Below are 25,989 nucleotides of genomic sequence, written 5' to 3'. Positions count from 1 at the left end.
TATGAAAGCAAATATCCTAAACAAACACAGTTGGAAGCGGCTACTCGGTTTAGTTCTTGCTCTTACCCTTGTGACAGGTTGTGGCGAAGAAACCCAAACCAAGCAGTATTCGCAGGGCATCTATTTGTTGCTGGATACCTCCGGGACATACACCCAGGAGCTATCCAAAGCCAAACAGATCATCAACTACATGTTAGCCATGATGGAACCCGGTGATACGTTTACTGTGGCACGCATAGACAGCGCCAGCTTCAGCGAAAAAGACATTGTTGCCAAAGTAGTTCTGGATGCCCGCCCCTCTGTTTCCAACAAACAAAAACGGGAGTTCGCAGCCACGATAGACGCCTTTGTTCAAGAGGTAAAAAGCAGCGCCTATACCGATATTTCCGGCGGTTTGCTTCAAGCAATTGAACATCTGAACGAAGCCAGTGTGGCAAAAAAAACCATTATGATCTATTCCGATCTGAAGGAAGATCTACCCAAAGGGTATGTTCGTGAATTTGATATGCCCCTGGACGGGTTTCAGGTAAAAGCACTAAACGTCACCAAACTGCGTGCGGATAACCTGAACCCCCAGGAATACCTGGATCGAGTGGAATACTGGCGCTACAAAGTCGAGCAAGGAGGCGGTCGGTGGACAGTGATTAACGACCTCGACAAACCCGAAGCGATAACTCTGTAACAATTCTGAAGAATTGAAAGGGCCTTAGGGCCCTTTTTTTGCTATCTTTTGGCTGTTTGGTGTGCAACCCGCACACTCGGGGTCAAAAAATACGCCCTCAAAGGAGACAGAGTGGACATTCGGGCAGCGCAACTGGAAGACATCACACAAATTATCACACTGGTAACCGGCCAATCCGATATATTTCTTGGTAAAGAACAAACAGAGTTACCAAGTTGGTTTATCAATACCTTTAGCCCCACCTACTTTGCCAAGCGATTCAGCTCGGACACCTTTTATAATTACGTCTGCACAGACGGTGAAAAAATCCTCGGTTATATCTCACTAAAATACACTGGTCACTTAGTACACCTGTTCGTTGAACCACACCAACATCGCTCCGGCATCGGCAAAGCACTGTGGCAACATGTCAGCCAACTCTGCCCGGCACAATTAATTACCGTGCGCGCCTCTCTAAATGCCGTCCCCTTCTACTTAAAAATGGGATTTAGTATTGCGGGGAAAGCCGAAGAAAAAGAAGGCTTAGCCTACCAACCAATGGAATATGTAAAAGAGCTAGAACAAAAGCCAGCCCACCGATGTTAATCGACTGCAAATCAATGGAACAACAACTGCGCAGACACACCCGATCGATTTTTACATTTAACCAACAAAACGCGCAGGCTTAATGAATACATCACTATTTATTTAAACTGCCTTAAAAAAAACACAAACAAAGTAACATTCTTCTGACCTTGAATTGGATATACTTTCCATTGCTGAATAAAAGGCAGTGAATAAAGGAGCCAGTTTTTATGGATAAAAAAATATCAACAGTTCTATCTTTCTTATCCCTACGTTAAATTCACTAAAAAACTTTCCTGTATTCATTCATTGGATTTTGTCGGTTATTCAGCACACCGTTTAATAAAAATAATTAAACGAATAACAGTAACAAAAAATTTAAAGGAAATACTATGCTAGGAAAAATAATTAAAGTATTTATTAATCCTTCACTACTCCTCGCCGGTGTTGGTTTATGCTCAACACTTTCATATGCTTTAGACCGTTCTCAAGTCGACGGCTATTACAATGAACCCACCAATTACGTTATCCCCAAAGGGGCCAATGGCATTTTGTGGGACTATACAAGTACAGAACCGGCGAGTAACTGGAATACAAGCGCATTTGATTCATCAAGCTGGTTAACAGGAACCGCCGGCTTTTATAGCGGTGGAGCATCACCTGGCGATACGCAATCAACACCCTGGCCTGCAAACGCATCCACTCTTTGGCTCCGTGGCACTTTTAACGTCACCGCAGAACAAATTCCCAATTTAATGCTTTGGGCAAGATGGGATGATTACGTCACAATTTATATTAATGGCGTTGAAGCAACATACGTTAAACAATGGTCTCATACATACCGTTATTTAGGCATATCCGACGAAGCACGTAACACACTGGTCGCAGGCCAAAATACAATTGCAGTAAAAGTAGAAGACACAGGTGGCGGTAAATATTTCGACCTGGGTTTTGTACTTGAAGAAAAAATGGCGAATATTCCCGCATCAGGTTTTACATTAAACCCTGAACTTGATGTACTCACCACCTATGTTCAAGATCAAATGAGCAAATTTGGAGTGAGCGCAGGCTCGCTTTCGGTTGGTATTCACAGCGGAACGCAATCGGAAATTATTTATTCCTACGGCTTCGGTTACATGGATAAAGAGTTCACCCGACCAACACAAAACGATGCTGTGTTTCGTATGGCCAGCTTAGATAAAGTTATCGCTAGCGATGCGATTCAAAAAATGATCAACGATGGCGTAACCAACCCGGCAACCAACACGCCAATTACCAACAGCACGCCAATTTTTCCAATGCTGGCCAACCTCGGTTTAACACCACTACCAGGTACAACACTGGATTATCGCACTAACAACATTACCGTCGGCAACGTTAGGGATCACCTTGCCTGGTTCCCGGATAACCTTCCTGATGGCAGCGCCAGTTACTACCAACAGCTCGGTGTAACCGCTGACACCATTACCGCTCGCGATAATATGCGCTGGTTATACAGCCAACCTCTACGCAATGACCCAGGCACGTTGCCCGCAGGCTGGACCAGACCATATTCCAACTCAGGCTATACATTATTGCGCTACACCATTGATGAGGTAAATACGGGAGGTATTCTCAGTTACTTACGCAACGGGCTGTTTTTCCAAGATCAGGATATTTTTGTTGCCCACGAGCGTCTGAACGAGAGAGTCTATTACAGCAATAACGAACTGCGTGAACCCTGGTATGCAACCTTTGAAACACCAACAGACCGCTGGGTTCACTTAGACGATGAACTGGGCTTAGCATCTACCACAAGTGCCTATGCTTCATTCCGACAACACGCTCACAACGATTCCACTTACAACACCCGTGGAATACGTTTCTGGGGTGGCTTTTCAGGCACCGCAACTGTAGTTTTTGCCATGGAACCTGTTCCTGGAACGTTAGTAACCTATGCGGCATTCTTTAACCAGGGCACTATGCCAATGAATGAATACAGCAACAATGTACTCGTTCAACCACACTTCGATGGAAACCTGGAAACCCTAATCGCATCACTCCCCGCTTCGGCTTGGACAACCAGCTCTTCTAGTTCTAGCTCCAGTTCTAGCTCAAGCACAAGCTCAAGTTCTTCGGGCGGTGTAAGTTGTTCCGGTGTGCAAGTATGGAACAGTAATTTAGCATACTCTGGCGGAACACTAGTCCAGTACAACAATGTTAAATACGAAGCCAACTGGTGGACACAAAATCAAAACCCAGAGCAAAACTCTGGCCAGTGGCAAGTTTGGACCAACCTTGGTAATTGCCAGTAAAACAACCTACAAAAGAGCGACAGAATTTCTGTCGCTCTTTAAAAAAACTTATTGAAAAAGCCAAACACCACATCAGTGATCTTTAGGCTCAGCCTTATCGCACTTTACACAATTGAGCAGCTCTCCTAACATCGACGCCCGACCAGATTCTGTTTCCACCCAGGGACGATTAATAAACGGCGGCTTATTACGCACATGCTGAAAATGCCGACACTCTAATTCTGCCACCCAGTCACCCTCTTCGTCTTTGTGATAACCCACAATTGTCTGCTTCATATTCATCTCACTAAAGCCTCCCGATTTCAAAGAACCAGGAATTTACATCAAAACCTATATCTTTCAATAAGCAAGTACTCGAAATAAAAACATTAGTAAAGCGGGAACAAGTGATACATTACTCTCTGCGGCAACTTGTTAGCCATACTGTTGGCTCGTAAATATAACTTGAGACACATTCTTGAATCCACCGATCTCAGAGGAGTATGTATTCACTTTATTACCTATTGATGTACTAATCAGTACTAGTACATTCGAGTAATTCTCCGATAGGCATCTTGATTTGAACCCCATGGTTCACAATTACCTTCGTGATTGTATGCTAACGTCACACTACGATCAGTTGCTCTAGCAGCCAACAGCATGGAGTACATTCTCGCTCTTGCTTCAGATGAAATATCCTTACTAATGGCAAAGACAGATTTATTCGAACATTCAGGAACATCCTCGCCATGGCTACTTATTGTAACTAGAATCGTCTCCGTTGTTGCATATGTAGTTATTGACTTTACCTTTCCGCCTACATTTTTCCATGCAGCAAAACAATTCATACTTAAAAAACATATAAATATAACAAATACAATTCTCATTACCTCTCCTTATTTTGGCAAATTTAATTACTAGCGGTTGGGCCATTCAGCCGCCCCTTAGTGCCAGCCATAGCATTTAGCAAGGCCAAAGAACGCTTAAGAAATATTTTGACTTTTTATCTCGACCAACTCGGCCATATTTCTGTTACGTCTAACTCTTGACGTCGACACGATAGATCTTCGGATACTGACCAGAACAGCCTTCAATCCCAAAACCAACTTTTTTACCCGATGCAAATGCCATTAGCAAAGTCGAGTACAAAGCTTTGTGAGGATCTTCATTTAAATCCAACTGAGCTGTAACTTGACTCGAACTACTGCAGTTCTGGGTGTTTTCAAACGACGGAGAAAACTGGACCACCACTATATCTCCATAAGCCACCAACAACGAAACAGATCGATCAGAGGGAACACTCTGACTCACTGAAAAAGCTACTTGAGAAAAGAAAAACAAACAGGAAAACAAAAACACATTCATAAAAAACTCCTTTAAATTATGAGGCGTAGCGCCCAAAACATGCTCGACTTTTCAATGAGACCTAAGGCCAAATAAAAAACGATGGACGGTATAGGTTATGTAATTTTGATTATTGCACCATACCAAAACTCTTAATATTGCACTCACCAGGAATATAGTAAACAAATATCTTTCTCCCTGCTAATTTGGCTGCCAAGACAGTCGACCAAAACCGATCGATATCTCCTTGCGTTGAATTGGAAGGAAACTGCAACTTCCCAGAACAGCTCGACCCAGAGTTCCAAACTTTAACATTGTCATTATCTCCAACATAATTTTCCAATATCCAACTCTCAGGAATAACCTCCACTTTTGGATAGGCGGCCTGGGAAAAATTACTCAAAAATAGAACCAGCCAAAATACTAAAAACAGCCTAACTTTCATCAATCACTCCACATATTCAAATAAAGGATCGTTACCTAACGCGAGTAAAATCTATTATCTTGTTAAAGACTAAGGCTTTAACGTCAAATAGTTTGAGACACATTCATTACCGGTGCCAAATACGCCTATTCTTATTGTTTTACCTGCTGTATAGGCAATCAACGCAGTGGATACCATAGCGGCATGAGACTCTATTGTTTTAGAGCCCAGGTATACAATAGATGCTTCGCAATTAAAAACCGCACCAGCAGGATTCGGTGCCTAGGGATTTTCCAGGGTTACAGCAACAACGCCACTATCTCGAGAAATAACCGATGTCACTTCCGCTGTCCAGTTAGCATGCTCTGCAAAAGCAACAGAGGAGAGCACAAGCCCTACAAATAAAAAAAATAATTTCCTGAACATAAGTTCTCCTATATTTATAGTATTAAACAAGGGTTCATCCGCTGCATTACTTGTTCATCTTAATCTTTTTTATCAAAAAACATATGATAACTACTGCAACCACATCTAAAGCAATATATGTTATATCCTGATCATATCCAAACAGAAGAGAGAACATCGGTTCAAACTCCGCCGAAAAACCGACTTTAAAACCAGTTTTAAAATATATAAAAACTCCCCCCAGATTAGTATATACAAAAGAAACCCCATCGGTTACAACACGAGAAACTGCATTCACCATTGAAACCTATTTAATAAGCACAATCATACCGTGCTGTTTTACAAAAGCAGCATTGCAGATAGACGGAATAGTGTTATCAGTAATATACACTAACAAAGACCGGCCCCCTGCAAATGCAGTCAACACAGTCGAATACTCAGCCCTACCAGTTTCTGTAGCCAGGTCCATAAAAATATTATCTCCGTTACTCAACAACGCACAAGCCTTGCCCCACTTAATACCTACATCAGTTACTGTAACCTCAACATTCCCCGCGCCATAAGAACCACTCGAACAAAGCAATATAATTAATAGCAATAGTTTTCTCACACGATTTCCTATCCGTTATATGATCGAGGCCATATATAAAACCAAGTCTTCTATCCGCATTTTTTCTATTACGGCAAACTTTATTTCCTCAATAGGAAAGATTATAAAAAGCAAAAAACAACAACGATATACATTTATATTTAACACCCCAATAAAATGTTATGAGCCCACTGGCCACGAAGGAAAGCGACCAAACGCGGCCTCATTAATCGCACAATACTCTGTTCCACCAAAGGTTACCGAACCCGCAGCAACTCGATAGAGGTGAACATCTGATTTGGATGCGACAGCAGCTAACAGCGTTGAATAAATATAATCAAAATTTGCATTACTTTTCAGCAATACAATCATTCTCTTACCCTTGCACGTTGTGTCCGAAGGCAATCCGACAGCAGCATGGGCAAAAAAACCCATAGCCACACTATCAATTTTCCCTAAATATGACTCCACACCATCAATATTTATAGGATTTGCACGTACACCAAGTGAAAAGAAAAACAATACGAAAAAAACCAGCTTCTTCATCAATTACTCCTTTTATACACCTCGTAATGGACTGACGCCCCACATCACCCCGAAAGGATGAACAATCTAGCAGATTAATAAATAAACACACTTACCTATCTCTGCCAACCACTTCTTAGTTAAAACTAATTCTTACTCGTTTTATGGCCTACACCTATGACAATCTGCTATAAAAAATGAATAGAGATCGGATACGCGGCCTAAGCCGAGTAATGCAACGTATCGTCAAGCCAAGCTTTCTTAACCATTTTGTTACAACCCTATTGTGTTAACTGAACAAAATACGGCGATGGAGGGCTTGACACAGGCACTTCATTACATGATGCAATCTCTGGAGAGAATTTGTATGAAACCATGACACTTCGCCCTGAGACTTGAGCGCTTTGCAAGATACTTAACCACGATTTGCAAGTATCTACAGCTACATTATTCACTGGACTAGCGACACTGCACAGGGCTATATATTGGCCATTAGAAATAGACTCAGCAGACAAATACAAACCTCCCGAACTAGAAACACGTGTAGTAGTTACTTTCGTAGAACATTGTGGTCCTGCCGCATATACTTCAACTGAAAAGATAATTGCAAAAAACAACAATAGATTTTTTTTCATTTTTAATAATTACTCCATATTTTTTAAAAAAACTCGACCTTCCCCACATAAACCTCCCGTAGATAGGCCTGATACATTACCTTCACTAGGATCTCCAAATTTCATGTATTTATTGTCACTAGTAGGTATTAGTTTTTATTTACTTTATGTATCCAATATACCTTTTAGGAAAAATGAAGCTATAACACCTAGCCAATAAAAAATTTAAACGATGTAAAATTCACGTCAATATTAAAGTGAAGAAATAGAGGTGAATACCTACCGAGGGCAGCACAACTAGGGATAAATATGACTTCTCGCTTCACCAGAATTAATCCTTATGTGGCTACCTGTATTAAACAGAATTCCTTATATATTTGGATAAGAATGATTCTCACTCATAAATTCTTTATTGGAATTCAATGCGTTAACAAACAGAAAGTCCGTTTAAGAACGGCTCAAAGGTGGGGAAAAGCTGTCTGAGTACATAGCGGAGCTATCCCGGTCTTCTATGCACTCCATGAGGAGACAGTTTTTCCTTGGCTTTCAGTGACTTACTTTCTAACGCTTGGAAAAACACAGAATTCATTTTCTGCGTCTCATTAGACCTCATTCTCGTAAAAATGTCTATTCCCAATAGAATTGATTTTATAAGTCAACCTGCGGATATTGGACATGGGAAAATTAAATCCATGCCTTCCCCCCCATCTCTCACCCTTCTACAGAATGCGCATTCTGAACAGCCTGGGTTAGTAACTCACTACTGGGTTAGTAACTCGCTATAAACAGGTATCCAATATAATGTTTCAAGAGAGTTTGCCCCCTGACCTGCAGTTTTTGCTTATGCATTCCGGGGCAAGACGACAACACAGGTGACAGTCCGGAAAATTGCGTTGTCTGATTATTGGGGTAGTGACAAGTCACCAATAACAACCATAAGAACAGGATAAAAAGGATTTTCTGAAAGCATTTTAAACCGTGCATTTTTTTGCCTCATATTTAACACGGTTTCATATTTTCTACATTACAAACGCCAACACCACCAGTATTGACTAAAAAAAAGAGAAAATGGCGGCTATTTCTTCATTTAATGAAAGTCAATAGGTTTCACAAGGCGTTTTTAATTTAATTTGCTTTGCTGAATATCTTGAAATTTCTTTCTAATTATGCCCGAACACTCTTATAATGCATACATAAAGATCTCGATTATCATCCGCATCCGACAAATCAAACAACCCAGACATTACTCGTTACTATCTTACTCAGCCTGAAAGAAAAACCACTCGTAGATAGATAAAAAACTCGCGATTTTATTGGGCATTCGAGGGAAAGCTATATTCGCAGACTTGGGCTGAAGGCAAGGACAACAACCTTTCGAGTATATAGCTACCCCGCCCTTCTAATTCTTAAAAAATAGCTATAAATTGCACCGGCAAAAAAAAGAACTATTTCAAATATACTCATACTACTTTCAGGCAAGTTAATCAAAATAATTACAGGAAAAAAAATACCAATTACAGCATGTATTTCTGAAAACTTATAACTAAGCAGCCCATGAGGCCATCTTCTGATGAAAAATTGGATAAACAGAAAATCAAAGACAAGGACTCCAGCCCAATAAACAAGCATTATCGGAATATTTAAAAAGTACAAAAGTTCAACTAAGTTAACCATTTTATTAATCAAAGAGCCAATAGAACCATGCCAACCTTTTCATCTCAGAGGTTACATTATCACACCTAATCAGATAGCTTAGTTTTCCATACACCACACTCATCTGCTTACCCCCTATTATCAACAACTTACTTTACAACTTTCACCTTGAATTACTCTGTGTAGTTCATTGTGCCGACAATGCTAACGTCTATCCATTTTGACTCAACCATAGAAACCAGATCACATGATTCTTCTTTTGCCAGCCTATCTTGATAGATTGCTTTAATCTTATAACTACCTGGCTTTATATTAAAAAAGAATTTTATATCATCAAGACTAAAGCTCTTCCCGTAAAAGTGACGACGATTAATATTGATTATATTCCGTGGAACTCCTGTATCTATAACACCATCAACTTCCTTCAGCGCTCCTTCTAAATTTTTTATTACTAGTTTTAGAGGACTAATACTATTTTTACCTCCCACCTCGAAGTTATTAGCAATTCTGAAATCAGATAAGCCTTCATTCTTCATTATTACTATTACTTCGGAGCCATTTTCACTTAGCTCCAATACGGGCTTAATATCCAAATCACATGACAGAGAGTTAGAAGAATTAACTATCAATAGAAAAATGACAGTTAAAAATGGATACTTAGTTAGATTCATAAGCATACTCTCCTTGAATGGACGCTTATTATTCAATAACACCTTCTACCCAATAAAATCGGCACAGTCAGAAGGGGCCGAATAGACCAAAACACCATTCCTAAGCAACCAATATTTACAACGAAAGCTTGATCAATTTAGGGATTACCACAATCGGTTCAACTATTATTTAACCAGGATAGAACAGCCAATTAAGTAGACTTTTCTTCGTCGATTATTGGCTTGAATTCGTATTTTGCCAAGGACAGCGTGTACCCCCCCTATTTTTAAATTATTTTATTTCTTTTCCATCTAGCCGAGCCTTTTCAAGTATATCCTTACCCCAATCTGTCCACCCTAACACTTCTTTACTTCCATCACAGATAGATGTTGATCCATCTTTTAGAATATAAAACACATACTCTCTGCCAGCCCTAACACCTATAGAGCAAGTACCTAAACTTTCTCTCAATACTTCTTTTTTATTACTCTCTCCCTTAAAAACACGAATGGTTTTATATTTTACTTTTACATATGACTCAGGCACGCTACTTTTCTCTACATATTTAGTAGACATAACCCGCGCATATACTATTTTTTCTACATTTCCTCTAACACCTCCACACTTACAAGCGAGTGCAGGATAAGAAAAAAGAAGTACAACACAAAGAAACATTAATTTCATAAATCAGTCCTTTCCTTATTTCTACAAGTCCACTCGATATGCACCACTTTCAAAAGTCCGAACTTGATCCGCAGTTAATTCTTGATAGAAATTCACCATCCCATCATGCTGCAGAACGCCTTTCCTATCGTACCATTGAGTTAGTAAAGCCCTATTCATTTCACTAGCACTCAACCCCGTCCTTCCTATATTTCTCATTTCCCAGTCGTATGCTGATACCTCACGAATAGCATTTGAAGTGAGAAAAACTCCACCAATTGAATATTGTTTTGCATGAACTAATTCATGCCCAATTGTGATGCATTTTTTGACGATTCATAGTTAAACACATGCGAAAATGCCGCGATTTTCGCACCATTGGCAAACTTACCACCGGCAAGCTCACTTAGCTTATATCAGAACTAAACACACTTATGAATATTTTTTAAACTCCCATCATTGGGCTGAAATAGTAATTCGCCAAGAAAATCCTATTTACATGGATTAGTCTTCATATAGTAATAATCATTCACCACTTTCCGAACAACATCCAGCACTTCATTCTTAGTAACCTTGGAATAAATCAACTCCCTTTTTTCGCTGAGGTCACCAAGTAGTTTAGTATTTTGGGGTTTATCTAAACTATAAACTAGAGACCAATATAAAACACTGGACAACTCTTCTTTTGATAGAGTTTCAAGACTACGATTGACCATCAAATATTTAGCAAACTCAACTCCCTCTAACGCAAACTCCTCAACAAAATCGTAATTTAAAGTATATCCTTCTTTTTTGGATAACTCATAAGACAAGTATACCCAGTCCCATCGATCACATTGAGTATTCCCTGAAATTCCATCTTCAACTACAGGTATCAAGCTCTCCACGTCAAACGTTGAATACGTCATATACTCCGAGACGCAAGCCACATCCGTTGAATCAACTAACTTATTCTTACAGCTACTATCAGAGGCATAAGAACACGATGATAAAAGCAGCACTCCCAACAAAATAAATCTATTTTTTACAATTGTCATAGGTAACTCATTTCTCAGTTGATTTCGTATCAGATAAGTTGGTATACACAACCACTCTGAGCATCGGTGTCAACCTCGTGAAAGCATCCCGCACCCTAACCGAAGCAAAATCCCAGGCGAACACCCTATATTTGATAAATTAAATTTGGCATCAAAGGCACGGATCGTCTTTTCTATAAGGGTAACCCTTCACAACTCGCTGTATAACCTTAGCAATAGATTCCTTCGATAACTCATTCATCGCCATCATTCTAATACTTGCAACATTTTCCATATGAGGATTATTCTGGGGCTTACCTATACTAATCAGCAAAGACCAGTAAACCAGAGACTTTAGTTCTGATTCAGCTAATCCTTTCACTTCTCTAGCCGCCATCAAGTACATTGCGAACCGAACGCCTGATTCAGCATACTCTTCGATTAATGGGTAGTTTAATTTATATGGCTGAACCTTTGACATACGGTAGGTCAGATTTAACCAATCCCATCGATCACAAGACACCGAGCTTTTGATTCCACGCTCAACTATTGGGTATACAGTTTTAAGATCGTTTTTAGAGTTTCTTGCGTACTCACTAACACAAACAACACTTTTTTCATCTAAGATATTATTTGCACAAGGCTTCCCTGCATTCGCACACCCTGTAATAACTAACAAAACAAATGGAAGAAATTTAGTTAGTTTCCCCTTAGACAACCCAGCCCCTTTTTTAGAAAGTCGAAAGTCAAATTATTTTAAGGATCATCACAATCAACACCGCTGTCATTCAGCGAAAATGGAAAATCTCCCATACACCGTCAAAAAACACACTTAAGCTTTCTGATTACTCGCAAAAAAACTAGTGTCGTGGAATTTTTGAACTCCCGACCTTGAAATAAAATAGAAATTCCTCAAAGACAGAACCTGCCCGAAATTTATTATTCCTCGTTAGAAAGTAAGATAATGGTATCGTAGATACATGTCTTTATATAAAGGTTTCATACAAATATAATTACTTCCCGGATCAATCTGGCCGCACTCAGCATCTACCACATTACTTTTATACCTAACAACATCTATCATACAATTCATCCCCCCACACTTAGAGGATCTGTTTACCCCAAAAGAAAATAGTTTTTCTGTGCTTAGGTATCTCATATTTCCATTTTTTGGCAATAATTCTTTCACTCGGGCTATATCACTAGGAGCAATGCTTTTTGGGACATCCCCCATTTTTGTAGAAAATATAATTTCCTCACCAGAAAAACGTATCCTTATCGATTCTTTATTCCCTTTCAAAACACCATCAATCTCAATTAGCTGACGATAATTATCAACAGAAAATAACCTATAAAACGTTTCTATTTCACCCTCTTTATCTGAGCACGAAACAAGAACAATAAAAACACTTAAACATATGATTTTTAAATATGTCATAAGCCACCCAAACAATATACCTTACTATTTTATCTTGCATGTCATCGCATTATCACACATAAACAAGACGATCTTTTTATCCATGTCACATTTTACTTTCTTGTGATTTATAAAAAACCCACTACCGAGGCCTTTTTCGGCTGCCATCCTTGGCTTGAATTAGCAATTAGCCAAGGACAGGTCTGCCCCCCATTCTCTGTTTACTTCAACATTTCCTTAGAAACAACTTTAAGCGTAACTTTATCTATTTCATAGATAACCGTTCCACCACCAACGACTGGTTTATTTCTTGGAATAAGGAAGAACACTTTATAAATATTATCCAGTGATTCGGATTTAACGATGTAATAATCACTAGAATCAACCCCTCGTATCGCCTTAAACTCATTTAATGCAACGTTCATTGCATCTAAAGCTTTCACCGAGACAACACCACTACTTTCAACCTGATCAAATACTTTTTGATCAAAATGAACGGGAGGTTTACTCACTTTATTTTTTGCCAATTCAGTAGCCATAAGTTTATACACCGGAAAAATAATGGCTAACGTAAATAAAAAAACCAGCTTCTTTTTCATCAATAATTCACTCTTTTTATAGGCTGCCATAATCATGAACTTTATCGGCACTTAAATCATAATATTTAAAAGACCCCTTAGGAGTTCCTAGGCACCCATTGATCTTGTGATATTTAGCAAAGGGAATAGCTCCTATAGAGCCTGTAGTTATTTACCTTGCTTCTGATATCCATTCCCCCAGGAGCCTTCCGAGCCTATAAAAAAAGGCCAGCTACCAGCTGGCAACCGGCCCAACTAAAAACAATTACAACTTGTACCAGAACTAAACACTCTTACGAATATTTTTTCAAATCCCGTTCTTGGCTTGAATTAGGGATTTTTATTTTTAATTTGGGTTTGCCCTCTATTCTTTTTTATCATCATATTCAACATTCCACAAACAAGAAGAAGAACCTTTTTCTATTATTGAATCAATTAATTCCTGAAGACCTTCATTTTTCATTAAACCAACCCTGTCATTCAAAAAATAATCACACTTACCATATATGAGCGGGATTTTGTTGATACCAGTACTTGAAAATAAATAGTACTTCTGACCAACCTTAAGATTACTAAGCTCTTCTGATTCGTAAACAAAGTCGACTACATTCCCAGGGGCATATCCATGATCAACATAAGATCTTAGAATTAGAATTTTTTCACGCCTATCTTTCAGCAATTCGGATCGAGCGTTAAGAGACTCATCCTCACTAAAATACTCATTCGCTATATCTTCCAAATCATAAATGGCTGAATACCCTCCCACTTTCATACCAAGATAAACGTGATTACTTTTACCCAAGTATTCTTTGGCTGTCGCCTTGCTGTATTCCATGTCACTTGACCAGCTCGCCAAACTGTATGAGAACAACACCAACCCTACATAACTTGCTAGCATAAATACTTTCATACATTGGATCCTTATTGAGTAAACCGACCAGAAAGAGAAGTCCAGTTACCATTAGAATAATTCAGCTCCCTAAACCTGCTGTCCTTAAACTACTTATTTGCTCTATATAAAATCGTTATGGATATGTATTTTGACGAAGCTATTCAGCTTTACAGCTTTTCTCAATCACAACGTCATCAATAGATTCCAGCCCCGCCTTTAGTATCGATAGAGCCTCTTTACATACCAAATCATTGTTGTTGTTTTCACAAGCGACTGGATACCAATAATAGCTTTGCTTCTTAAAGTAGAACCCTTTAGCCAAACCCAACTTTTCCAGCACTAGAGCAATGTCCGGCCTCCCGGAGAAAACGGATGAAACTTCAATAATCGATAAGAAGGAATGGTTTGGCACAAAATGTCCACTTTCTGTGGAGTTAAGATTAGTGAGAAATACTCCCCCAATGCGGCTGGGAGATTGAAACATGACATCCTTGCTAAACTTTATATTTACTTTTTCTAACTTGTTACCACCTTCCGAGCTACCTAGTACATTTCCAAAGATAGAATACTTGCTGTTAGACAAACTACCAGAGCAAACTTTAATCAAAGCAACAATTTCGGCACTATTTTTTTGAAACGAATTTTTAGCCTGCGCACCACAGGAACTAATAAATACAACCAGAAAAAACAGAAACATTGTTTTCATTTAGTCACCAACAGAAATTATAATTTGAATTATTCCGTCCCCACAAACCATTTTCGTAATTAAAAAATAATTAACTTATATCAGAACTAATTACATTTACGAACGCCTTTCTCAAGACTATTTTCACTTTAGATTAGTACTTCAACCAACCACAAAAGCTTTTCATCCCTAATTAAATCCAATTGAGAACCACAACCCATCAGCGAAACCAAAATTATTTTTTATAGTTAGCTCCTTCCAGTTCCTTCCTATGTAATCTGCTTTGAATGCTATAGGATTCATACCTACTGGCACAGATTCATTACAACTCAACCCATAATCAATAACAATCTCACATGTTTTTGATAACTGCTGAGAATTATTTAAAATATCTATTATCGATCTAAAAACATCTTTATCTTTATGGGAAATCACTCCAGATTTCTCACTAAACAATAGATTAAGAGAGTGGCCAATAACACTCCAGGTTTCTTCAACCAATTCAATATCTACCTGAACACTATAAAGAGAGCCATCCCCAATATTATTTTTGAAGATAAATTCCATTAACAGTTTAAGAAGCTCTTCATATTCCTTGAGTTTTATACGTTCCCTGTTTTCGATACTCAAATTATAGTCAGATCTAACTTGAAGCAACCAGGTACTATTTATTTTTTCTCGTTTAATATGATATTGTTAATACGAAGGCCGCTTTCAAGCTCAACACTGATCGCATAGAAATCTCTTGCAGTTTCATTAATCTGGACTTGTGCAGCACCGGAATCACCAATCGTATAAGAGTATAAGAGTATAAACTCCACCATAAAGTAGTAACAAAACAAAATCTAATCAATAAAGTCATTTTTAACACCTTAGCGTCATCTATTAGTCTAAGCGCTTTATTTATTAGTAGATTTCACTGGTAAGATCCACGCCGACCCACCTACAGCCAATAATGAATATTTATCATCCGTGTAACCTGACTTGATAACTGTCGCGTGATCCTGAGATACAACAACTGCAACCTGACCCGAGGGTCATAAACTGATGTCTAGAAAACTAGTGGCTATTCAGTCTTTATTATTGATAAGCAGAGGCACTTCCTTTTCAACCCATCCTCCAAGAACAACCCCAACGTGCGGATCATTTATTAACTTTGCCTTTAACTCACTACAGGTTGAACCTCTAGGAATAGTACTACACGACATAGAAGCAATCAAAACAACAGCGAAGAATAGGATATTTAACTTCACCCTTACAACCCTCTACAACTGACCCAAACCCCAAGAACAGCTTAAATACTAATTGAAAAATATTTTTAGATAGATCACCAATTTGGCATCCACCCCTAAGCTAATAGCCATCACGCCAAACTTACGAAAAATATCGGAGAAAATTTCCACAGCTTGAAAAAACAAAAACCAATTATACATTAAAAAACTTGGCCAAAATCAAATCACTAATAAATAGGTTTGCGCCAATGCCCGCACTTACTTATGATCAGCGACCATGAAATACCCGTGCACCATGATTTGGTTTTTGCTTAAAACATTATTCAGGTTTCTTGTACCTAGGAAAACACGATCGATTGTTGCCGAGAATATTCTACTTAGGCAACAACTCTTAATTCTCTCCAGAAAACAAAAACGTTGCCCTAATTTAAAAATGGGAGATCGTTTTATCTTTTCCTTATGTGCTGAGTTTCTGAGTGCTCAGCGCATCGCAAAAAGTGCAGTCTTACTGAAACCGGATACAATTCAACGCTTTCATACAGCGTTGAAAAATAAAAAGTATAAATTACTTTACACATCAACAACCAACGCGAAACCCGGCCCTAAAGGGCCTTCTCAGCAAGTTATTGATGCAATTTTGGAACTCAAAAAACGAAATCCACGTTTTGGTACATCAAGAATTGCTCAACAAATTAATCTGGCATTTGGTTTAACGATTAATAAAGATATTGTTCGGCGCGTTTTATTCAAATACCACAAACCAAATGGCGATAACACTGGCCCTTCGTGGCTGACGTTTTTAGGCCATAGCAAGGATAGCTTATGGAGTACCGATTTTTTTCGTTGTGAATCGGCAACACTAAAAAGCCACTGGGTAATGGTGGTTATGGATCAGTTCACCCGTCGCATTGTTGGCTTTGCTGTTCATGCTGGCGATTTAAATGGCTTAGCCGCATGCAGAATGTTTAACCAGATACAAAGCAAACAAACGTTACCTAACTATCTCAGTTCCGATAATGATCCGTTATTTCGTTTTCATCGCTGGAAAGCGAATTTACGGATACTGGACATAGAAGAAGTAAAGTCCATTCCCTGTGTACCCACATCCCACCCGTTTATTGAACGCGTGATCGGAACAGTTAGAAGGGAATTACTCGATAAGACGCTCTTCTGGAACAGCCGGGATTTACAACAAAAGCTTGATCAGTTTAAGCATTACTACAATCAACACCGCTGTCATTCGTCCACAATGGAAAGGCCACCCATAAACTGCTCAAAAAACACGCTTAAGCTTTCTGACTACTCGTGGGAAAGCCACTGTCGTGGCCTCTTTCATCTCCCATCTTTAGGTTGAATTAGCAATTCGCCAAGAACACGACCGTAGTTGGCGTCGTATAACTGGGTCACGCTGTGGCTGTCGCCGCCGAGGGTTTCGGTGGTGGTCAGCGGTTGGCCCAGGCTGTTGAAGCTGGTGGTACGGGTTAAGCTGCCGTTGGATTCCTGGTACATCTGCCCGTAGCCGTAGGCCACGTTGTCGTACAGGTAGGTGCTGTCGGCTTCGCCGGTGGCACGTCTAAGGGTCACCCGCCCCAGGGTATCCAGGTAGTAGCTGACGGTTTTGTTGTTGGCCCGGATTTCCTGTTGCACTTCACCAAAGCCATTGTAGACAAAGTCGGTGATGCCCTGGTTGGGGTCGTTGACCTGGGTTTTGCGGCCCAGGCCGTCGTAGTGTAAGCAGTACTACAACCAACGCAGCTGTCATTCGGCAAGAATGGGAAAACCACCTGTAAATCGCTCAAAAAACACTCTTAAGCTTTCCGACTACTCGTGGGAAAGCCACTGTCGTGGCCTTTTTCAACTCCCATTCTTGGCTTGAATTAGCAATTCGCCAAGGACAGGTACGTCCCCTTAGTTTTTTTAACATGGGTGTCTTGATTAGTTTATTTTTCATCTGGCCATGGAGGAACCGGTTTTTTCTCTCCAATTTTAATACCACCTAAATGATCAATGATATTTTGATATTCTGGATCTGAAGGCAGGTACTCAAAATATGCATCACCAATTATCCCATCTTCAGATTCCGCTTTTAACTGCAAAGAAATCGTTCCGTCAACTCCCATTGTTGCGACACCTATACTCTCATTCATATTGTTAGCAGAATCTCCTGTATTACGATGTTGTTCAGTGCAAGCACATGCAGACACTAACGCAAAAAAGATAAAAATTATTGCTCTAATACTTATTATTTTCATTGCCCACTCCAATATAAATCTAAGCTGGGATACTGCATACCATAAAACTGATTTCCACCATAATAATTTGCAAAGCTTTCTGCATACGTTTCTTGTCGCCCCGCAGCGCCAGGTTGTTTGAAATAACCTCCCAAACTACTATATGCGAGCCTATACGCAGATTTAAATGCTGCTGACCCTGACGGGCGCCCTAATACTGCGTCATAAGCATGGCCAGTCTCATGCAATGCCAAATTATATGAGCCATGGGAATGCTTTCCACTTGTTGCAATGACAACTGTATTAACATTTGGGTCGTAGACCCCAGGAACAATATCCCAAGTTTTTCCTGGGGACCAGCCTCTCGGTCGGACCCCTTTTAGGTGAGTGAGATATTCAGTTACAGAATCTTTAACTGCAACAAACTTAACACCAGATGCGTGCAGTTCAGCAAGCACCTCCGGCGGCAATAGAGACAAGTCCGCCCTAAGAGAATCGACATTCCCACCGGCATCAATAATTCCATTAAGAAGAGCATTGGCACTCTCTTGTGACTACAAAGTTTACTACTCAATAGGCAGGCATACAGATTTCAGGTATTCATCTTTAATTCTAAAGCTTTCAATTATGCTTGAGTCCTCAACGGCCCCATTTGGAAAGCACACAACTTTCTGTTCAGAGGCCCATGAAACCCCGACCAGGGAACCACCATTTTTTTCAATTAATACGTAAAGTCTTTTCTTATTCTTCAGAAGACTTATATGGGAAGCAAATAAATCAACTGTAAAAGTTTTTTCCCTAAGGCTTCCCTTAATAACATTTAAAGCTTTCATTTTAACGCTATAAAGTTCTCCACTATAAACCTCGTCTACAGAAGAAAGATCCTCTTTGAACTCAACCTTTATGGGTTTCGCCAAGACTAACACATGATTTTTCCAGCTAGTTTCTGCACAAGCCCCGACTGATATCATTAATCCAACAAATAACAAATATAAAAATTTAATCATCGTCGTTACCCCTTAGTATTTCTTCCAGCTGCCAGGCTCGTCTTTATGGACAGTCCTATATTTATATTTTCCATCTATCCTTCCGACCTCCCACAATTCAGAGCCTCGGTGACCAATTACAAAACTTGAAACACCTCTAAATTTGACAGAACTGTGATCCCCCATCTGCGGCCGCTGAGGTCTAATATAGGAGGGATGTACATGGGCTATTGCCCCTGCGCCTTGCAGGAGAGATGTGATCTTTCCACCTTGTCCAGGCAATATTCCAATATTTGTTACAACCACCTGACCATCGGAATTTAACGCCATCGCTAAAAATTTCTCTCCCTCTATTGGAATACCCGCATTAGCGGTAGCTTTTGAAATTGCTTTCAAAAAAGCTATATAACGCGGATCAGAAATCACATCACCAGAGGAAGAAGATGAAGCTGAATTAACTTTTTTGGTTGCATTTCTAACGGCTGCATTACTTGATAATCCATCAAGTATTGGAGCGTTATTCCAAAGTCCATTCTCGACGGCAGCAAGATATTCCTCGGCAGTCATTCCCTCCTGTGACGGCTCTCGGATAGTAGCTTTTTCAAACTCCCCTTGTCCAGATTCAGTAAATGTATTAAATCCAACACCTGACTCTTTATCACTCAAGATAGAGTAATTAAATTCATATGAAAATTCCTGTTGGCCTTGGGTCAGCGATGTTTGCGAGCCAAGATCACTTGAACTAACTCCGCTTAACCCACTCAATCTCCCTTTGCTATCAAAATTCGCTTTCACCGCTCCGTTTGCATCCACACCTGATTGGATAGCCAATGCATCCTTCGTATACATCTTTGTGTTAACCGTCGATCCATCGGCTTTGGTGACCGATACATTTGTATAATTCTGCTTCGACTCCCTCCCTGTAAAATCAATCGTATAACAATTTCCTAAGCCACAACTTGGAGGCTCTTCTTTAACAGCCGCATACCCCGTCGGATCCGTCCCCGCTAATGGGTTATTTAAAATGTAGCTGTAGGGGTTAATGCCCTGTGAGTTTCCAGGCTCCTGCACATAGGGGTCCACACTTAAGAACCGACCCAGGTTGTAATCATATACCCGGCCGTTCATGTGTATATACTCCACATCATCCAGATGTTCATGGTCGGTAAAGCCACGTCGGGTTTTGGCATCGGCTTCGTCGCCCAATATGGGGCGCTGTTGTTCACCACCGCCTAACCAGACATTTTCTTTCAGGCTGCCATCGGCTTCTCGCGGTTTACCAAACGGGTCGTAGTCCCGTTGTGCCACCACCAGGCCGTTTGCATCGGTGAAGGTACGTGCACTGCCTAACCGGTCTTTGTGTTGGTAACGGATAGTAAAACCGTCACTGTCGTCCTGGCTGACCACTGCAGTGCTGCCAATGTAGGCCCGCCAGCTTTCCCGTGTCACACCATTTTCTTCGCGGTATTCCTTTTCAAACAGCTTGCCCACGTAGTGTGTGGTGGTGGTTATATTTTCTTTGACTTTGATTTGCCGGTAACGCATATGGCTGGGGCCATAGGCAAAACTCAGGGTCGCGCCGCCTTTCTCGATATAGGTGGGTTTGTCCATGGCATTGTAGATGGCTTGGCTTAAGCCATCGCCGCTGGTCATATTCCCCCGGGCATCGTAGCTGAAGTTCGCCCATTGGTATTGGGTGGTGCCGTCCTGTTGCTTGAGGATTTTCTCTACCCGTTTGACCGCGTTGGGACCACCGCTGGTGCCGGTGGTGTAGTCGTAATTGCGGGCGTAGTCGGATTTACTCAGCAGGTTGCCGCCTGAGTCGTAGGTGTAATCAAGACCGGTGCCATTGAAGCTGTTAAAACTGCTGTGGGTTAACCGGTGCAGGTCGTCATAGACAAAGTATTCGCTGTAGTTGTGGCTTCCGCCCTTATCGCCCATATCCGGGGTGGCGGCGCCGTTTTGCATGTGTTCCAGCAGAATATTGCCGAAGCCGTCGTACATCTGGTATTGGATATCCAGTATCTCTTGCAGGTTGCGCAGTGCGCTTATCTGCAATGCCTGGCCATTGACCGCACTGTATTGCGCCAATTCCTGAATGCCATTGCCCAGTGTCGCCCCGACGATTGTGACTAATTGGGTCTATCCCCTATTGTTTTATTTTTTCTGACAACCATACAAACCAATCATTAATAAAACTTCTGGATCTTCATCATCTTCAGATAATTGTATTTCAGGAAAAGGCCCAGAAGCCTTTGATATAGTAGCTGTAAAGCTAACACTATCACCAATACTGCAACCTTTCCAACTAGCAGATGTATTTTCATCTACGTTTAAAAATAGATGGTCAGACCTTAAGACTTTCCCCTTTGACATTGGGGTTGTTTCAGGCTCCATAGACATTGCAATTCCAGGAGAAAACTCCTCATCTAGTTTTATATCAGAAACAATCCCCTTCCAAGCGACACTACAACCACTGTATTCAGAAGATATATCCTGCTCACTTCTTCCCTTTTCGTACAAAGCAACAACTGCTTTAATAAAATCTTTCCAATCACCTAAGCTCTTATCATTCATAATTTAAACCTAAACTTTCTAACCCCAAGAACCAAAAGTACTGTTCTGAATTTCATTTTGAAGTGTATTAGATGCTTTCTGCATTTCTTTTGCTGTCCTCGCTGGACTTAAATTAGGACTGATTCTACCTAACTGCTCCATTACAGCTTTGTTATATACCGGATGCCCTCCAATATGATCAGCACGCCCCAATAAAGCCCCATTATTTTTCCCATTAATATTAAAACCGCCCTTAGCTGCCTTTTTCATTAGCTCTGGAAAACGCTTAATGGCCTCCAAAGGAATAACATGGTGAGCAACTTTCCACGATCCTTCGGACCCCATAGCCTTTCTTAACAGCTCTCTTTGCTTTGTTGGACTCAATTTGAGTTGTTCAGCTAGTTCGACAGTAGAATCTGCAACATCATCAGCCTTTGTGGATGCTTTCCCGAATTTAGAAAGAGTTGCTCTAGACGTAGGCAACGCAGCTAAGGTTAAATTTATTACAAGTTTATTATCTTCATATGTTTCTAAACCAGCCTGCTCTGCATTATTGTTTGCTCCAATTCCAGTGGGATCTCCTTGCTCTTCTGGAGAAACGCCTGTGATATAAGTATGCGCGCTGTGAAGGGTATCTTTAACAAACCCTTTGCCCATTCCGTAAAGGAATGATCCAAGGCCACCTCCACTCTGTTTTGGGCTATTACTGTTTATTGCACCAGTTAACCGAGCAGCCTGACTATTCGTTGCAGATTGACTCCCAATATCGGACTTCGAATAACCACCCTTTCCATCAGATTTAATATCTAACTGCGCCGCACCATTTTCATAAACAGCAACCATGCTTCCATCCGACATGGTAACAACACCTTGTAAATTACCATATTCTTCACGTGCATACTTCTCAAGCTCAGGAGGCGGTGGTTCCTCTTTCTCCGCCGCATACCCCGTCGGATCGGTCCCCGCTAATGGGTTATTTAAAGGGGTTATTGCTCAACAAATTAATCTGGCGTTTGGTTTAGCAATTAATAAAGATATTGTTCGACGCGTTTTATTCAGATACCACAAACCAAATGGCGATAACACTGGCCCTTCGTGGCTAACCTTTTTAGGCCATAGCAAGGACAGCCTATGGAGTACGGATTTTTTCCGGTGCGAATCGGCCACGCTAAAAAGCCACTGGGTAATGCTGGTCATGGATCAGTTCACCCGTCGCATTGTTGGCTTTGCTGTTCATGCTGGCGATCTAAATGGCGTAGCGGCATGCCGTATGTTTAACCAGATACAAAGTAAACAAACATTGCCTAACTATCTAAGCTCCGATAATGATCCGTTATTTCAATTCCATCGCTGGAAAGCAAACTTGCGGATACTGGAGATAGAAGAAGTAAAGTCCATTCCTTGTGTGCCCACATCCCACCCGTTTATTGAACGCGTAATCGGAACAGTTAGAAGGGAATTACTCGATCAGACGCTCTTCTGGAACAGGCGGGATTTACAACAAAAGCTTGATCAATTTAAGCATTACTACAATCAACACCGCTGTCATTCGGCCACAATGGAAAGGCCACCCATAAACTGCTCAAAAAACACGCTTAAGCTTTCTGACTACTCGTGGGAAAGCCACTGTCGAGGCCTCTTTCATCTCCCATCTTTAGGTTGAATTAGCAATTCGCCAAGGACAGGGTTTAGGCCAGGGCTTGGTTTATTTAATTAGGGACTGTCCCTATTTGTTTTTATTTAAACTAAGGTAGCCCCCAAACCTATTGGAAAATTTACCGTCCACAGTCTTAACTTCCGTAGACCAAAATAAAAGCAGTTCTTTCTTAGCCAACTCTTTTCGAATAGAAGGAAAAATTCGTTCTAAATTCAGCTTTGAGCTATAAGATTCCCCACTTTTAATTTCAATTCGACCAACATCTGGATCATCAATTGCGCCAAGTTCTTCTAGTATTCCACCATAAGCTGTTGACTTTGATATATATAAGACCACATTGTCTCTTGATAAAAGATCAGAATAAAAAATAAGCTTATCTTTCGAATTATTTTTTAGCTTAAATTCAAGCTCTACACTTTTATCATTTACAACAACCGCATCGACAACATAAGGCGAAGAATCTACCTCTTCCGAGCTATACCCATTTTGTGAACTAGCTATAACAGCCATAGACAATACCATTTTGCAAAATATGCATCTAATCCAATAATAATTCATAACTATTCACTGTACTTGTTATAAAAATTTTCAAGATCATTCAACCGCATATCTACCCTTAACTTAAGGTCTGGATGTACAGAAGCATTTTTCAAGAAGTTAATTTCAGTTCTATAACCCCTTCGTTCGAGCACATTTTTATTTTGTGTTGCTGGACTAAATAAAATTTGCTTCCCAGCAGGCTGTCCTTTAAGCACGTCCAAATTTGTTCCATACTCTAGGAAATCCTTTATGTGCTGTTCCTCATGAGCCAATATCGCATCCTGGATCACTTTAGGCGAATGAATACTTTTCGTACTTAATTGAGGCATCATGCCTCCTTTACCATCGGTTACGACAGTATTGTTATTCGGCTGCTCGTCACCAATATGTAATTTAAGTTTCGTAGGAATTCCTTCCTGATCAACCCCACCCTCTTGTGACGGTTCCCGGATAGTAGCTGTTTCAGACTCCCCCTGTCTAGGCTCCTTAGTTTTAGTCAATTCGACACTTGGCTCTTGCTTTGTCAATGAAGGCTCCTCAGGCGCCCTAGTCTCCGGAACCTTGGATTCTTCGTCTGCCACTTTCGGTGTGGATGGGCTTCCTGTAACCCCCTGCTTGCCGGATGCGCCATTTGATTTTCCCGAAAGCTTTTTGATCAGACCACTTAACGCCCCCGAAGAACTTCCACTGTACTCCACCTTGTAGCCATTAGCCGCGCCAAGATTACTGGTTGCATCATAGATTTCCCTAGAAGTCGGTTTTTTCGTCGGTGGTTTCTCTACAACAGCGCTATACCCCGTCGGATCCGTCCCCGCTAATGGATTATTTAAAATGTAGCTGTAGGGGTTAATGCCCTGTGAGTTTCCAGGCTCCTGCACATAGGGGTCCACACTTAAGAACCGACCCAGGTTGTAGTCGTATACCCGGCCATTCATGTGTATGTATTGCACCGAATCCAGGTGTTCATGGTCGGTGAAGCCCCGCGGGGTTTTGGCGCTGTCCAGATCGTCCAGTATGGGTTCCATGGGCACGCCCGCCATCCAGTGGTCCTCTTTTAAGGTGCCATCGGGCATGCGCGGTTTGCCAAAGGGGTCGTAGTCTCGTCGGGCTACCACGCTGCCGGCTTCATCGGTGAAGGTGCGCGCGCTGCCTAACCGGTCACGGTGCTGGTAACGGATGGCAAAACCGTCACTGTCGTCCTGGCTGACCACTGCGGTGCTGCCAATGTAGGCCCGCCAGCTTTGTTTTAACCCGATGCTGGTTTGTTCGGTCACTTCTTCATAGAGTTTGCCGATGTAGCGTGTGGTGGTGGTGTCACCGTTGTCGCTTTTCACCTGCCGGTAGCGCATTTGGCTGGGGCCGTAATCGAAGGTCAGTAATGCGCCGTCTTTGTTTATTTCTGTGGGTTTATCCATGGCGTTGTAGATCGCCTGGGTTAAGCCATCACCACTGAGCATGTTGCCCCGGGCATCGTAGCTGAAGCTTTCCCACTGGTAGGTGGTGGTGCCGTTTGCCTGTTTGAGGATTTTTTCAATCCGCTTGACCGCATTGGGCCCACCGCTGGTGCCGGTGGTGTAGTCGTAGTTGCGGGCGTAGTCGGATTTACTCAGCAGGTTGCCGCTGGCGTTGTAGCTGTAGGCGATGCTGGCCCCGATAAAGTCGTTGTACCCGCTTTGGGTTAAACGATGCAGTTTGTCGTAGACATAGTATTCACTGTAGGCGTCAGCGCCGTTTTGTGGAAAAGCCGCTATTGCGACTTTTCCAACTTCCATCCTTGGTTTGAATTAGCAATTCGCCAAGGACACCTTCTCT

General features: G+C 41.0%; 32 protein-coding genes. 5 read left to right on the top strand and 27 right to left on the bottom strand.

What is annotated here, in order from left to right; all coding sequences use genetic code 11:
- The first annotated feature begins 1 nt into the window (after window position 1).
- The 3 genes from P5V12_RS03960 (at window position 2) to P5V12_RS03950 (ending at window position 3,540) form a co-directional block, all read left to right on the top strand.
- Window positions 2–682 (top strand): VWA domain-containing protein, encoded by a 681-nt coding sequence (locus P5V12_RS03960; RefSeq protein ID WP_316955940.1) that lies wholly within the window; start codon window positions 2–4, stop codon window positions 680–682.
- 111 nt (window positions 683–793) lie between these two features.
- Window positions 794–1,267 carry a GNAT family N-acetyltransferase gene (locus P5V12_RS03955; RefSeq protein WP_316955939.1) on the top strand — a complete coding sequence of 158 codons (474 nt, stop codon included), beginning with the start codon at window positions 794–796 and terminating at the stop codon, window positions 1,265–1,267.
- 371 nt (window positions 1,268–1,638) lie between these two features.
- Complete coding sequence (locus P5V12_RS03950; RefSeq protein ID WP_316955938.1) at window positions 1,639–3,540, top strand: serine hydrolase; 1,902 nt, start codon at window positions 1,639–1,641, stop codon at window positions 3,538–3,540.
- Between the two features lie 72 nt (window positions 3,541–3,612).
- Here P5V12_RS03950 and P5V12_RS03945 read toward each other — a convergent pair whose 3' ends face one another.
- The 18 genes from P5V12_RS03945 to P5V12_RS03860 form a co-directional block, all read right to left on the bottom strand.
- Entirely contained in the window at window positions 3,613–3,816 is a 204-nt protein-coding gene (locus P5V12_RS03945; RefSeq protein WP_316955937.1) for a DUF3565 domain-containing protein, read from the bottom strand.
- A gap of 245 nt (window positions 3,817–4,061) precedes the next feature.
- Window positions 4,062–4,406 (bottom strand): hypothetical protein, encoded by a 345-nt coding sequence (locus P5V12_RS03940; RefSeq protein ID WP_316955936.1) that lies wholly within the window; start codon window positions 4,404–4,406, stop codon window positions 4,062–4,064.
- 151 nt (window positions 4,407–4,557) lie between these two features.
- Window positions 4,558–4,884, bottom strand: a complete 327-nt coding sequence (locus P5V12_RS03935) for a hypothetical protein (protein WP_316955935.1) — start codon at window positions 4,882–4,884, stop codon at window positions 4,558–4,560.
- Window positions 4,885–4,993: 109 nt separating this feature from the next.
- Window positions 4,994–5,308, bottom strand: coding sequence for a hypothetical protein (locus P5V12_RS03930; protein WP_316955934.1), 315 nt, complete (start codon window positions 5,306–5,308; stop codon window positions 4,994–4,996).
- A gap of 261 nt (window positions 5,309–5,569) precedes the next feature.
- Window positions 5,570–5,713: a hypothetical protein gene (locus P5V12_RS03925; RefSeq protein ID WP_316955933.1), complete on the bottom strand. Its 144-nt coding sequence runs from the start codon at window positions 5,711–5,713 to the stop codon at window positions 5,570–5,572.
- 46 nt (window positions 5,714–5,759) lie between these two features.
- Window positions 5,760–5,993, bottom strand: coding sequence for a hypothetical protein (locus P5V12_RS03920; protein ID WP_316955932.1), 234 nt, complete (start codon window positions 5,991–5,993; stop codon window positions 5,760–5,762).
- Between the two features lie 6 nt (window positions 5,994–5,999).
- On the bottom strand, window positions 6,000–6,302 hold the full coding sequence (locus P5V12_RS03915) for a hypothetical protein (protein WP_316955931.1): 303 nt from the start codon (window positions 6,300–6,302) through the stop codon (window positions 6,000–6,002).
- Window positions 6,303–6,461: 159 nt separating this feature from the next.
- Window positions 6,462–6,827 carry a hypothetical protein gene (locus P5V12_RS03910; RefSeq protein WP_316955930.1) on the bottom strand — a complete coding sequence of 122 codons (366 nt, stop codon included), beginning with the start codon at window positions 6,825–6,827 and terminating at the stop codon, window positions 6,462–6,464.
- 2,419 nt (window positions 6,828–9,246) lie between these two features.
- Window positions 9,247–9,744: a hypothetical protein gene (locus P5V12_RS03905; RefSeq protein ID WP_316955929.1), complete on the bottom strand. Its 498-nt coding sequence runs from the start codon at window positions 9,742–9,744 to the stop codon at window positions 9,247–9,249.
- 271 nt (window positions 9,745–10,015) lie between these two features.
- The gene (locus tag P5V12_RS03900) at window positions 10,016–10,408 is read right to left on the bottom strand and encodes a hypothetical protein (RefSeq protein WP_316955928.1); all 393 of its coding nucleotides are present in this window, start codon (window positions 10,406–10,408) and stop codon (window positions 10,016–10,018) included.
- A gap of 21 nt (window positions 10,409–10,429) precedes the next feature.
- Window positions 10,430–10,567, bottom strand: a complete 138-nt coding sequence (locus P5V12_RS03895) for a hypothetical protein (RefSeq protein WP_316955927.1) — start codon at window positions 10,565–10,567, stop codon at window positions 10,430–10,432.
- Between the two features lie 311 nt (window positions 10,568–10,878).
- Entirely contained in the window at window positions 10,879–11,424 is a 546-nt protein-coding gene (locus tag P5V12_RS03890) for a hypothetical protein (RefSeq protein WP_316955926.1), read from the bottom strand.
- 151 nt (window positions 11,425–11,575) lie between these two features.
- Window positions 11,576–12,121: a hypothetical protein gene (locus P5V12_RS03885; RefSeq protein ID WP_316955925.1), complete on the bottom strand. Its 546-nt coding sequence runs from the start codon at window positions 12,119–12,121 to the stop codon at window positions 11,576–11,578.
- Window positions 12,122–12,352: 231 nt separating this feature from the next.
- Window positions 12,353–12,841 carry a hypothetical protein gene (locus P5V12_RS03880; RefSeq protein WP_316955924.1) on the bottom strand — a complete coding sequence of 163 codons (489 nt, stop codon included), beginning with the start codon at window positions 12,839–12,841 and terminating at the stop codon, window positions 12,353–12,355.
- Between the two features lie 200 nt (window positions 12,842–13,041).
- Entirely contained in the window at window positions 13,042–13,449 is a 408-nt protein-coding gene (locus P5V12_RS03875) for a hypothetical protein (protein ID WP_316955923.1), read from the bottom strand.
- Window positions 13,450–13,762: 313 nt separating this feature from the next.
- Window positions 13,763–14,308: a hypothetical protein gene (locus P5V12_RS03870; RefSeq protein ID WP_316955922.1), complete on the bottom strand. Its 546-nt coding sequence runs from the start codon at window positions 14,306–14,308 to the stop codon at window positions 13,763–13,765.
- Between the two features lie 139 nt (window positions 14,309–14,447).
- Window positions 14,448–14,996, bottom strand: coding sequence for a hypothetical protein (locus tag P5V12_RS03865; protein WP_316955921.1), 549 nt, complete (start codon window positions 14,994–14,996; stop codon window positions 14,448–14,450).
- A 168-nt stretch (window positions 14,997–15,164) separates the two neighbouring features.
- Complete coding sequence (locus P5V12_RS03860; protein ID WP_316955920.1) at window positions 15,165–15,605, bottom strand: hypothetical protein; 441 nt, start codon at window positions 15,603–15,605, stop codon at window positions 15,165–15,167.
- Between the two features lie 879 nt (window positions 15,606–16,484).
- Between P5V12_RS03860 and P5V12_RS03855 the strand changes: the two genes are divergently transcribed.
- The gene (locus P5V12_RS03855) at window positions 16,485–17,561 is read left to right on the top strand and encodes an integrase core domain-containing protein (RefSeq protein WP_316955919.1); all 1,077 of its coding nucleotides are present in this window, start codon (window positions 16,485–16,487) and stop codon (window positions 17,559–17,561) included.
- Here P5V12_RS03855 and P5V12_RS03850 read toward each other — a convergent pair.
- The 7 genes from P5V12_RS03850 to P5V12_RS03820 form a co-directional block, all read right to left on the bottom strand.
- Window positions 17,540–17,854 carry a hypothetical protein gene (locus P5V12_RS03850; protein ID WP_316955918.1) on the bottom strand — a complete coding sequence of 105 codons (315 nt, stop codon included), beginning with the start codon at window positions 17,852–17,854 and terminating at the stop codon, window positions 17,540–17,542. The genes P5V12_RS03855 and P5V12_RS03850 overlap by 22 nt on opposite strands.
- A 293-nt stretch (window positions 17,855–18,147) precedes the next feature.
- A complete protein-coding gene (locus P5V12_RS03845; protein ID WP_316955917.1) occupies window positions 18,148–18,459 on the bottom strand; it encodes a hypothetical protein in 312 nt (103 codons plus the stop codon).
- Entirely contained in the window at window positions 18,456–18,917 is a 462-nt protein-coding gene (locus tag P5V12_RS03840; RefSeq protein WP_316955916.1) for an anthrax toxin lethal factor-related metalloendopeptidase, read from the bottom strand. Before P5V12_RS03840 ends, P5V12_RS03845 begins: the two co-directional genes overlap by 4 nt.
- Before the next feature lie 87 nt (window positions 18,918–19,004).
- Window positions 19,005–19,445: a hypothetical protein gene (locus P5V12_RS03835; RefSeq protein ID WP_316955915.1), complete on the bottom strand. Its 441-nt coding sequence runs from the start codon at window positions 19,443–19,445 to the stop codon at window positions 19,005–19,007.
- A 12-nt stretch (window positions 19,446–19,457) separates the two neighbouring features.
- Entirely contained in the window at window positions 19,458–21,515 is a 2,058-nt protein-coding gene (locus P5V12_RS03830; protein ID WP_316955914.1) for an RHS repeat-associated core domain-containing protein, read from the bottom strand.
- A 66-nt stretch (window positions 21,516–21,581) separates the two neighbouring features.
- On the bottom strand, window positions 21,582–22,001 hold the full coding sequence (locus P5V12_RS03825) for a hypothetical protein (RefSeq protein ID WP_316955909.1): 420 nt from the start codon (window positions 21,999–22,001) through the stop codon (window positions 21,582–21,584).
- Window positions 22,002–22,019: 18 nt separating this feature from the next.
- Window positions 22,020–22,838, bottom strand: a complete 819-nt coding sequence (locus P5V12_RS03820; protein ID WP_316955908.1) for an AHH domain-containing protein — start codon at window positions 22,836–22,838, stop codon at window positions 22,020–22,022.
- Here P5V12_RS03820 and P5V12_RS03815 point away from each other — a divergent pair.
- Entirely contained in the window at window positions 22,822–23,643 is an 822-nt protein-coding gene (locus tag P5V12_RS03815) for an integrase core domain-containing protein (protein ID WP_316955907.1), read from the top strand. The two genes, P5V12_RS03820 and P5V12_RS03815, sit on opposite strands and share 17 nt — an antisense overlap.
- Before the next feature lie 63 nt (window positions 23,644–23,706).
- On the opposite strand, the gene P5V12_RS03810 is transcribed toward P5V12_RS03815, so the two are convergent.
- Window positions 23,707–24,147 (bottom strand): hypothetical protein, encoded by a 441-nt coding sequence (locus P5V12_RS03810; RefSeq protein WP_316955913.1) that lies wholly within the window; start codon window positions 24,145–24,147, stop codon window positions 23,707–23,709.
- A gap of 50 nt (window positions 24,148–24,197) precedes the next feature.
- Complete coding sequence (locus P5V12_RS03805; RefSeq protein WP_316955912.1) at window positions 24,198–25,949, bottom strand: RHS repeat-associated core domain-containing protein; 1,752 nt, start codon at window positions 25,947–25,949, stop codon at window positions 24,198–24,200.
- Between the last annotated feature and the right edge of the window lie 40 nt (window positions 25,950–25,989).

The sequence above is a fragment of the Teredinibacter sp. KSP-S5-2 genome (assembly GCF_032773895.1).
In the GTDB taxonomy this organism is placed as follows: Bacteria; Pseudomonadota; Gammaproteobacteria; order Pseudomonadales; family Cellvibrionaceae.
This window is presented reverse-complemented; position numbering and strand designations above follow the sequence as displayed.